This window comes from Streptomyces sp. SID5469, assembly GCF_009862865.1.
GTDB lineage: Bacteria > Actinomycetota > Actinomycetes > Streptomycetales > Streptomycetaceae > Streptomyces > Streptomyces avermitilis.
Genome location: NZ_WWIN01000001.1, coordinates 3581406 through 3593354, shown reverse-complemented (window position 1 = coordinate 3593354; position 11949 = coordinate 3581406). Strand labels below are relative to the sequence as shown.

The 11949-nt window shown below is 75.0% G+C and carries 1 protein-coding gene; it reads left to right on the top strand.

All coding sequences use genetic code 11. From position 1 onward, the window contains the following. The first annotated feature begins 1 nt into the window (after position 1). Positions 2-11821 carry a type I polyketide synthase gene (locus GTY58_RS39605; RefSeq protein WP_010984329.1) on the top strand — a complete coding sequence of 3940 codons (11820 nt, stop codon included), beginning with the start codon at positions 2-4 and terminating at the stop codon, positions 11819-11821. Positions 11822-11949: the final 128 nt, after the last annotated feature.

Below are 11949 nucleotides of genomic sequence, written 5' to 3'. Positions count from 1 at the left end.
GATGGCCAACGAGCAGCAGCTTCGTGACTATCTCAAGCGGGTCAGCGCGGATCTGCACCGGACGCGCCAGCGACTGACCGAGATCGAGTCGCAGGGCACCGAGCCGATCGCGATCGTCGGGATGGCCTGCCGCTACCCCGGCGGGGTGAGTTCGCCCGAGGACCTGTGGCGGCTGGTCACCGACGAGACGGACGCGATCGGCCCCTTCCCCACCGACCGCGGCTGGGACCTGGACGGCCTCCACCACCCCGACCCCGACCACCCGGGCACCTGCTACGCGGAGGCGGGCGGGTTCGTCGAGGACATCGCCTCCTTCGACGCGGCCTTCTTCGGCATCTCCCCGCGCGAGGCGCAGTCCATGGACCCCCAGCAGCGACTGCTCCTGGAGACCTCCTGGGAGGCGCTGGAACACGCCGGCCTCGACATCCACGCGCTGCGCGGCAGCCGTACGGGCGTCTTCGCCGGACTCAACCAGCAGGACTACGGCACCCTGCTGGCCGCCGCCCCGGACGGTCTGGACAGCTACGGCTCCACCGGCACCTCCAACAGCGTGCTCTCCGGCCGGATCTCGTATGTGCTGGGTCTGGAGGGCCCGGCCGTCACCGTGGACACCGCCTGCTCCTCCTCGCTGGTGACCCTGCACCTCGCCGCCCAGGCGCTGCGGAGCGGGGAGTGCGACCTCGCCCTGGCCGGCGGCGCGACGACACTGTCCACCTCCGCGGTCCACGTGGCCCTGTCCGGGCAGCGCGCGCTGGCCCCCGACGGCCGCTCCAAGGCGTTCTCGGCGGCGGCCGACGGCGCGGGCTGGAGCGAGGGCGTCGGCGTCCTCGCCGTCGAGCGGCTCTCCGACGCCCGCCGGCTCGGTCACCGGGTGCTCGCGGTGCTGCGCGGCAGCGCCGTCAACCAGGACGGCGCGTCCAACGGTCTCACCGCGCCCAACGGGCCCTCGCAGCAGCGGGTGATCCGGCAGGCGCTGGCCAACGCGGGTGTGTCGCCCGCCGAGGTCGACGTGGTCGAGGCGCACGGCACCGGCACCAGCCTCGGCGACCCGATCGAGGCGGACGCGCTGCTGGCCACGTACGGGCAGGCCAAAACGGCGGGGCGGCCGCTGTGGCTGGGCTCCCTGAAGTCGAACATCGGGCACAGCGGTGCCGCCGCCGGCGTCGGCGGTGTGATCAAGATGGTGCAGGCGCTGCGGCACGGCCTGCTGCCCAGGACCCTGCACGCCGAGGAGCCCACCCCGAACGTCGACTGGTCCTCGGGCGCCGTCGAACTCCTCACCGAGGCCCGCCCCTGGCCCGCCTCCGACACCCCCCGCCTGGCCGCGGTGTCGTCCTTCGGCATCAGCGGCACCAACGCGCACGTGATCCTGGAGCAGGCTCCCGAAGAAACGCCCGAAGAAGCACCGGAGGAAACCCCCGGAGAGGCGCCCGGGGCGACCGCCCCGCCACTCCTCCCGTGGGTGCTCTCCGCCCGCGGTGAGCCCGCGCTGCGCGCGCAGGCCCGTGCCCTGCGCGAGCACCTGCTGGCCCGTCCCGGCGCGAGCGACGCCGACGTGGCCCTCTCCCTCGCCGTCACCCGCACCGGCCTGGAGCACCGGGCCGCCGTGCTCGCCGCCGACCGGGACGGATTCCTCGACGCGCTGGACGCGCTCGCCACGGACCGCCCCGCCGAAGGGGTACTGCGCGGCTCACCGCCCGTCGACGGCAAGGTCGTCTTCGTGTTCCCGGGGCAGGGCTCGCAGTGGGCCGGCATGGCCCGCGAACTCCTCGACACCTCACCGGTGTTCGCGGCGAAGGCGGCCGCGTGTGCGGCGGCGATCGAGGAGTTCGTGGACTGGAAGGTCCTCGACGTGCTGCGCGAGAAGCCCGGCGCCGCCTCGATGGAACGCATCGAGGTCATCCAGCCCGTGCTCTTCACCGTGATGGTGTCGCTGGCGGAGCTGTGGCGTTCCTACGGGGTGGAGCCCGACGCCGTCGTCGGCAGCTCGCAGGGCGAGATCGCGGCCGCCCATGTCGCGGGCGGACTGACCCTTCAGGACGCGGCCCGGGTGATCTGCCTGCGCAGCGCACTCCTGGCCGAGACCCTCGTCGGCAAGGGCGCCGTCGCCTCCGTCGCCCTGCCCGCCGACGAGGTGCGCGAGCGACTGACCCGCTGGGCGGACCGGCTGTCCGTGGCCGGCGTCAACGGGCCCCGGATCGTCGCGGTCGCCGGAGACGACGACGCCCTCGCCGAGTTCATCGCCGAGTGCGCCCGCGACAACGTGCGCGCCAGGATCGTCGCCGCCACCGTGCCGACGCACTGCGCCCTGGTCGACCCCCTGCGCGAGCGGCTCCTCGACCTGCTGGCGCCGGTCGCGCCGCGCACCGGGACCGTACCCCTGTACTCGACGGTGACCGGCGGCCGGCTGGACACCGCCGCCATGGACGCCGGCTACTGGTACGACAACACGCGCGCGCCGGTGCTCTTCGAACCGGTCGTGCGCGCGCTGCTCGCCGAGGGGCACAGCGCGTTCGTCGAGTCCAGCGCGCACCCGGTGCTGGCGATGGGCGTCGAACAGACCGTCGACGCCGCCGGGGCGTCCGGCGTCGTGGTGGAGTCCCTGCGCCGCGACGAGGGCGGCCTCGGCCGGATGACGGCCTCGCTGGCCAAGGCGCACCTCGGCGGGGTCCGCGTCGACTGGCCCGCGGTGTTCGCCGGCACCGGCGCCCGCACCGTGGAACTGCCCACCTACGCCTTCCAGCGCACCCGTTACTGGACCGAGGCCGGCGACCGCACCGGTGACGTCGGTTCGGTCGGCCTGTCCTCGGTCGACCACCCGCTGCTCGGAGCCCTGGTCCGGATGGCCGACGGCGACGGCGCCGTGCTCACCGGCCGGCTCTCCCTGCGCGCCCAGACCTGGCTGGCCGGGCACGGCGTCTCCGACCGGGTGATCTTCCCGGGCACCGGCTTCGTGGAGCTGGCCGTGCTCGCGGGCGACCAGGTCGGCTGCGGCCGGATCGAGGAACTGACCCTGCACACCCCGCTGGTGGTGCCCGAGAGCGGCGCGGTCGTGGTGCAGGCACAGGTCGAGGCGGCCGACGAGACGGGGGCCCGCGCGGTGAGCGTGTACTCCCGTGCCGACGACGCCTCGGCGGACACGGTCTGGACCCGGCACGCGTCCGGCGTCCTCGTCGCCGAACCCGGCGAGGAACCCGAGGGGATCACCGGGACCTGGCCGCCCGAGGGCGCCGAGGCCGTGGACATCTCCGGGATGTACGACCGCATGGCCGCGGCCGGTTACCAGTACGGGCCCGAGTTCCGCGGCCTGAGCCGGGTCTGGCACCGCGACGGCGAGGTGTACGCCGAAGTGGCCCTGCCCGCCGACCAGCGCTCCGCGGCCGAGCGCTTCGGCCTGCACCCGGCGCTCTTCGACGCGGCCCTGCACGCCATGTTCACCTGGGGCGACGACGACGGCGGCGTGGGCATGCCGTTCTCCTGGACCGGCGTACGGCTGCACGCGACCGGCTGCTCGCGGCTGCGCGTACGGCTGTCCCGGCGCGGCGAGAACGGGATCACGCTGCTGCTCGCCGACGAGGCCGGCGCACCGGTCGTCTCGGTCGACACCCTCGTCGTACGCCGGATGACCGAGGCCGCGCTGAGCACCGTACGCGCCGACGCGCTGTACCGGCTCGACTGGAAGACCGTCCGGGCCGAGGAGCCCGCCCCGCGCTGCGTCGTGCTGGGGGCCGACCCGCTGGGGCTGTGCGACGCCCTGCCCGGCACCCCGCTCGCCGCCGGGACCGAGGAGCTGGCCGCGCTCGTCGCCGCGGACGGCGCCGCCGTCACCGCGCTGCTCCCGGTCGCCGGCGACGGCTCCACCGACCGGGTCGGCGAACCGGTCGTCGACACCGTCGCCCTCCTCCAGGAGTGGATCGCCGACGGGCGGCTCGACGACACCCGGCTCGTCGTGGTCACCCGCGGCGCGGTGGCGGCCACGGCCGGCGAGGACGTGACCGACCTCGCCGCCGCCGGAGTCTGGGGACTGCTGCGCTCGGCGCAGAACGAACACCCCGGACGCTTCGGCCTCCTCGACCTCGACACGGCCGCCGGGTCCCGAGCGGCGCTCGGCGCGGCGCTCGCGTCCGGCGAGGAACAACTCGCCCTGCGCGAAGGCCAGGTACGCACCCCGAGCCTGGCCCGCTGGGATCCCGCCGGCACCATCCTGCCCCCGGCCGGGGAGCCCGCCTGGCGCCTGGAGAACACCAGGCCCGGCACCATCGAGGGCCTCACGGCGGTCCCGTACCCGCAGGCACTCGAACCGCTCGGACCCCGGCAGGTGCGGATCGCCGTCCGCGCCGCCGGCATCAACTTCAAGGACGTCGTCGTCGCCCTCGACCTGGTGCCCGGCCTGACCGGACTCGGCGGCGAAGTCGCCGGTGTCGTCACCGGCACCGGCGCCGAGGTCACCCACCACCGCGTCGGCGACCGGGTGTTCGGCCTGTCCACCGAGGTCTTCGGCCCGGTGACCGTCGCCGACGAACGCACCGTCCACCGCATCCCCGACGGCTGGACCTTCGAGGAGGCCGCCTCGGTCTCCGTCGCCTACCTGACCGCGTACTACGGACTCGTCGACCTCGGCGGACTCCGGCCCGGCCAGTCCGTGCTGATCCACGCCGCGGCCGGCGGCGTCGGCAGCGCGGCCGTCCAGCTCGCCCGCCACCTCGGCGCCGAGGTCTACGGCACGGCGAGCCCCGGCAAGTGGGACACGCTGCGCGCCTGCGGGCTCGACGCCGCGCACCTCGCGAACTCGCGGACCCTCGACTTCGAGCAGTGGTTCCTGGAGTCCACCGGCGGCCGCGGCATGGACGTCGTACTCGACTGCCTGGCCGGCGAGTTCGTCGACGCGGGCCTCAGGCTGCTGCCCCGGGGCGGCCGCTTCCTGGAGATGGGCAAGACCGACAAGCGCGACCCGGCACAGGTCGCCGAGGCATACCCGGGCGTCGCCTACCAGGCGTACGACCTTCCGGAAGCCGGGCTCGACCGCATCCACGCCATGCTGGGCATCCTCGCCGAGCTGTTCGAGAGCGGCGTCCTTGCGCCTCCGCACCTCAACACCTGGGACATCCGCGACACCCGCGCCGCCTTCCGGGCGCTGAGCCAGGCCGCGCTCATCGGCAAGGCGGTGCTCACCCTCCCCGGCGAGCCCTTCCCCGCCCACGGCACCGTCCTGATCACCGGCGGCACCGGCATGCTCGGCGCGCTGCTCGCCCGCCACCTGGTCACCGAGCACGGGGTGGGCAGCCTGCTGCTGACCAGCCGGCGCGGCCCGGACGCCCCCGGCGCGAGCGAACTCGCCGCGGAACTGACCGCGGCCGGTGCCCAGGTGACCGTCGCGGCCTGCGACATCGCCGACCGCGGCCAACTCGCCGCGCTGCTCGCGGACATCCCCGCCGAACGCCCCCTCACCGCCGTACTGCACACCGCGGCGGCGCTGGACGACGGCCTCGTCGAGTCCCTCACCGCCGACCGCACGAGGGCCGTACTGCGGCCCAAGGTGACCGGCGCACTCAACCTGCACGAACTCACCAAGGACCTCGACCTCGGCGCCTTCGTGCTGTTCTCGTCCATGGCGGGCACCATGGGCGCCCCCGGCCAGGGCAACTACGCCGCCGCCAACGTGATGCTCGACGCCCTCGCCGCCCACCGGCGGGCCCACGGGCGGCCCGGACTCTCCCTCGCCTGGGGCTTCTGGGCACAGCGCAGCGAGATGTCGGGCCACCTCGACGACCGCGACATGCGGCGCCTGAGCCGCGGCGGCATCGTGCCGATGACCAGCGACGAAGGCCTCGCGGTGTTCGACCTGGCCTGCCGCACCGGCAGCGCCCAGCTGGTGCCCGCGAAACTCAACCCCGCCGCGCTCGCCGGGACGTCGGGCCGGGTGCCGCCCATCATGCGGGCGCTGGTGCCCACGCCCGCCCGCCGCGCCGGACGCCGGCCGGCGGACACCGGCGGCGGATCCCTGCGCGAGCGCCTGACCCCGCTCACCGGCACCGAACGCATGCGGATCCTGCTCCAGCTGGTCCGCTCCCATGTCGCCACCGTGCTCGGGCACTCCGACCCCGACGCGGTCGGCTCGACGGCGCCGTTCCGCGAGCTCGGCTTCGACTCGTTGACCGCCGTGGAGTTCCGCAACCGGCTGACCGGCGCCGTCGGCTTCCGGCTGCCGGTCACCGTCGTCTTCGACCACCCGACGCCGAGCGAGCTGGCCGACTTCCTGGCCGCCGAACTCCTCGGTGATCTCGCCGAACCCGCCGCCCCCGCGGCCCCCGTGCCCGCGGTAGCCCGCACCGACGACGAACCCCTCGTCATCGTCGGCATGGCCTGCCGCTACCCGGGCGGCATCACCTCGCCCGAGCAGCTGTGGGACCTCGTCATCGGCGAGCGGGACGCCGTCTCCGGCTTCCCGGAGGACCGCGGCTGGAGCACCGGGGCACCCGCCGACGGCTCCGTGCCGCAGCAGGGCGGATTCCTCGACCGTGTCGCGGAGTTCGACGCCGCGTTCTTCGGGATCTCCCCGCGGGAGGCGCTGACCATGGACCCGCAGCAGCGGCTGCTCCTCGAGACGTCCTGGGAGGCCCTCGAACGTGCCGGGATCGCGCCCGGCACCCTGCGCGGCAGCCGTACCGGCGTCTTCGTCGGCGCGGCCACCTCCGGATACACGAGCCTGTTCCCCCGCGGCTCACAGGCGCTCGCCGGGTACGGCGTGACCGGCGCGTCCACCAGCGTGGTGTCCGGACGCGTCTCCTACGTGCTGGGCCTGGAGGGGCCCGCGGTGACGGTGGACACGGCGTGCTCGTCCTCGCTGGTCGCCCTGCACACGGCCGCCCAGGCGCTGCGGAGCGGCGACTGCGACCTCGCCCTCGCCGGCGGCGTCGCGGTGATGACCAGCCCGTTCCTCTTCGACGACTTCGCCAAGCAGGGCGGCCTGTCACCCGACGGCCGCTGCAAGGCCTTCGCCGCCGGTGCCGACGGCACCGGCTGGGCGGAGGGCGTCGGCGTCCTCGCCGTCGAGCGGCTCTCCGACGCCCGCCGGCTCGGCCACCGGGTGCTCGCCGTGCTGCGCGGCAGCGCCGTCAACCAGGACGGCGCGTCCAACGGCCTGACCGCGCCCAACGGGCCGTCGCAGCAGCGGGTGATCCGGCAGGCGCTGGAACGGTCCGGGCTGACCGCCCCCGACGTCGACGCCGTCGAGGCACACGGCACCGGCACCACCCTCGGCGACCCCATCGAGGCCCAGGCCATCCTCGCCACCTACGGCCGGGACCGGACCGAGGACCGGCCGCTGCTGCTGGGCTCCCTGAAGTCCAATCTCGGGCACAGCCAGGCCGCCGCCGGCGTCGGCGGAGTGATCAAGATGGTGCAGGCCCTGCACCACGGCGTACTGCCGCGCACCCTCCACATCGACGAACCGACCCCGCACGTCGACTGGACCGCGGGCGCCGTGGACCTGCTCACCGAGACCCGCCCGTGGCCGGAGACCGGCCGCCCCCGCCGGGCCGGCGTGTCCTCCTTCGGGGTCAGCGGCACCAACGCCCACGTCATCCTCGAACAGGCCGCGGAGCCGGACCCCGCCCCCGCGGCGGCCACCGCGCTGCCGCTCACCCCGTGGCTGCTGTCCGGCCACGACGAACAGGCCCTGCGCGCCCAGGCGAAGACCCTGCTGACCCATCTGCGTCAGCGGACGGAGGACTCGGTCACCGACGTCGCCCACTCCCTGGCCACCCGGCGCACCGCCCTGGAACACCGGGCCGCGCTGCCCGTCACCGACCGGGACGACGCACTCACCCGGCTCGCGGAGTTCGCGGCGGGGCGCACCCCGGACGGACTGCTGCTCGGCACGGCCGGCGAGGGCGGCCTCGCGCTGCTCTTCCCCGGACAGGGCGCCCAACGCCCCGGCATGGGCCGGGAGTTGTACGAGACGTTCCCCGCGTTCGCCCGGGCCTTCGACGAGGTCTGCGCGCACATCGACCCGCTGCTCGGCAGGCCGCTGCGCGAGACGGTGTTCACCGCCGAGGCCGCCGAACTCGACCGGACCGCGCTCACCCAGCCCGCGCTCTTCGCCCTCGAAGTGGCCCTGTTCCGGCTGCTCGCGTCGTGGGGCGTGGTCCCCGACTACCTCCTCGGGCACTCCGTCGGCGAGATCGCGGCCGCCCACGCGGCCGGTGCCCTGGACCTCGCCGACGCCGCGGGGCTCGTGGTCGCCCGGGGCCGCCTGATGCAGGCCCTGCCGCCGGGCGGAGCCATGCTCGCGGTCCAGGCCGACGAGCGGGAGGCCACCGAGGCCCTCACCGCCGTCCTGGGCGAGCACGCGGACACCGTGGACATCGCCGCCGTCAACGGCCCCCGCTCGGTGGTGCTCTCCGGCGCCGCCGCGTCCGTGGACGCGCTCACCGCGCACTTCACCGAGCGGGGCCGCCGGATCCGCCGCCTCGGCGTCAGCCACGCCTTCCACTCGCCGCTGATGGAGCCGATGCTCGACGAGTTCGCCGAGCTGGTCGCAGGCCTGTCCTTCGCTCCACCCCGCATCCCCGTCGTCTCCAACCTCACCGGAGCCGTCCTCGGCGCCGACGAGTTCGCCGACCCGCGCTACTGGGTGCGGCACGCCCGGCACACCGTCCGCTTCGCCGACGGGGTCGACGCCCTCGTCGGCGCGGGCGTCACCGGCTTCCTGGAGCTGGGTCCCGACGCGACGCTCACCACGATGGCCGAGGATTGCCTCGACACCGCCCCCACCGGGGTGTGCGCCGCACTGCTGCGGCGCGACGCCACGGAACCGACGACCCTCCTGACCGCACTGGCCCGCGCCCATGTGCACGGCGTCACCGTGGACTGGGACGCGGTCTTCGAAGGCACCGGCGCCCGGCGGGCGGACCTGCCGACCTACGCCTTCCAGCGCACGGCCTACTGGCCCGCCGAGTCCACCGCCGACCGCGGTGACCTCTCCTCGGCCGGCCTGGACGGCACCGGACACCCCCTGCTCGGCGCCATGGTCGGCTCGGCCTCCGGCGGCGACACCCTGTTCACCGGCGAACTCTCCCTGGCCGCCCAGCCCTGGCTGGCCGACCACCGGATCCTGGACTCCGTGCTGTTCCCCGGCACCGGCTTCCTCGTACTCGCCCTGTGGGCGGGCAGCCGCCTCGACGCCGGTGAGGTCGAGGAACTCGTCGTCCACAGCCCGCTGATCCTGCCCGAACACGGCGGCGTCACCGTCCAGGTCGTCGTCGGCGAGACCACCCGGGAGGAAAGCAGGCCGGTCGCGGTCTACTCCCGTGCAGCCTCCGGCACCGAGTGGACCAAACACGCGGAGGGACTGCTCGCCGCCGGCCCGCCCCCCGAGCAGCCGGCCACCCCGCCCGCCGTGTGGCCGCCCGACGGCGCCGAACCCGTACGCCTCGAGGACTTCTACGCGGACCTGACCACCACCGGCACCGCCTACGGACCGGTGTTCCAGGGCCTGACCGCGGCCTGGCGCCACAGCGACGGGATCTACGCCGAGGTCGCCCTGCCCCCGCAGACCACCGACGACGCCAAGGCCTTCGGCGTCCACCCCGCACTGCTGGACGCGGCCCTGCACACCCTCGCGTTCCTGCCCTCCGCCGCCCGCGACAGCGGCCCGTTCCTGCCCTTCTCCTGGCGGAACGTGTCCGCGCCCGCCCCCGGCGCCACCGCCTGCCGCATCCTCCTCGCGGCAGGCCCCGGCACCGACGAAGTGGCCGCCACCCTCTGGGACGGCGACGGACAGCCGCTCGTCTCCGTCGGCGGACTGAGCCTGCGCACCGTCTCCCGCGCCCAGCTGGGCACGTCGGTCGCGGCCTCGTCGCTGTTCCGCATGGACTGGACCCCCGCCCCGGAGCCCGAGGCGGCCGGCCACCCCGCGGTCCGCTGGGCCGTGGTGGGCCCCGCCGTCACCGACGCCCCGGACATCGACCCCTACCCGGACCTCGACGCCCTGCGCCGGCACCTCGCCGAAGGCGGACCGGCCCCCGACCACGTCCTGTTCCCCTGCGCCCCCGGCACCCCCACCGGCTTCGACGCGGACGCGGCCCGTACGGCCGTGCACGCGGCGCTCGACACCCTCCGCACCTGGGTGGAGGACGAACACTTCGTCAAGTCACGGCTGGTGCTGTGCACCCGGGGCGCCGTCGAGGCCCGACCCGGCGAAGGCGTACGGGACCTGGCGCAGAGCGCGGTGTGGGGACTGGCCCGCAGCGCCCAGCTGGAACACCCGGACCGGCTGCTCCTGGTCGACCTCGACACCGACACCGGCCTCGCGGACCTCACCCGGGCCCAGGCGCTCGTACAGGCCTCCGGTTACGGCACCGACGACTCCGACGACTTCGACGGCACCGGCGACTCCGGCGACACCGCGGACGCCGCGCAGTTCGCGATCCGGGCCGGCACGACCCTCGTACCGAGGCTCGCCCGCCACCCCGTCGACACCCCGCCGCAGGGCCGGCCCTGGCCGGCCGACGGCACCACCCTGATCACCGGGGCCGGCGGCATGATCGGTGGCCTGCTCGCCCGGCACCTGGTCCAGGAGCACGGCGTACGCCACCTGGTGCTCGCCGGCCGCCGTGGCGAGGCCGCGCCCGGCACCGCCGAACTCCGCCGGGACCTCGCCGACGCGGGAGCCGACGTACGCGTCGTCGCCTGTGACGCGGCCGACCGGGACGCCCTGGCCGCCGTACTCGACGCGATCCCCCAGGAGGCACCCCTGGCCGCAGTGGTGCACGCGGCGGGCGTCGTCGACGACGGACTGCTCGGCACACTCACCGGGGAACAGGTCGACCGCGTCCTCAGGCCGAAGATCGACGCGGCGGTGAACCTGCACGACCTCACCGCACACCTCGGCCTGCGCGCCTTCGTCGTCTGCTCCTCCCTCGCCGGCGCCCTCGGCGGCGGCGGACAGTCCGCCTACGCCGCCGCCAACGCCTACCTCGACGCCCTGTGCCGACGGCGACGGGCCGACGGCCTGCCCGCCCTCTCCCTCGCCTGGGGCCCCTGGGAGAGCAGCGCCGGCATGACCGCCCAGCTGGCCGCCGCCGACCTGCGGCGCATCGCCCGCGCGGGCATGCTGCCGCTGGCCCCCGACGACGGCCTGGCCCTCTTCGACGCCGCCCACGCCACCGGCGAACCGGAGCTGCTGCCCTTCCGCTTCGAACCCGGCGGCCTGTCCACCGCCGACCGGGCCGCCCTGCCCGGCGCCCTGCGCGCCCTGGTCCCGGCGCCACGACGCCGCACCAGCGGACTCGCCCACGGCCCCTCCGGCCTGCGCGACCGACTGCGCCCCCTGCCGCAGGACGACCGGACCACCACCCTGGAGAACCTCATCCGCGCCGAGGTCGCCTCGGTGCTCGCCCTGCCGTCGGCGGACGCCGTACCGGTCACCAAGGCGTTCAAGAGCCTCGGCTTCGACTCCCTGATGGCCGTCGACCTCCGCAACCGCCTCAGCACCCTCACCGGCGTACGGCTCTCCGCGACCCTCGTCTTCGACCACCCCAACACCCGGGTCCTCGCCGCCCATCTGCTGACCGGCATGCGGCTGGACACGGCCGGCGCCACCGACCCGGCCCTGCTCGCCCTGCGCGGCCTGGAGAGCGCCGTCCGGTCGATGAACCCGGACGCCGACGACCGCGGAGCGATGGCGACCCGGCTACGGGTGCTCCTGGCGACGCTGGAAGAGGCCGGGGACGAGGAAGCGGCGGACGGTTCCGACCTCGACTCGGTGAGCGCGGAGGAGCTCGTGTCCCTGCTCGACGACGAGTTCGGGCTGTCCTGACGGAGGCCTCCGCCGCGGGCCACCCCACCCAGAACTTAGGGGTGTTCGCGGTCCAGAACTGGGGCCGGGATCCAGCTCCCGGCCCCATAGCCTGCAAAAGGGCCTGTCCTTGCGCGATGACGAAACAC

What these genes read in the sequence shown, in the direction of transcription:
- GTY58_RS39605 (WP_010984329.1), top strand. Translation starts at nt 2, where the DNA reads ATGGCCAACGAGCAGCAGCTTCGTGACTATCTCAAGCGGGTCAGCGCG.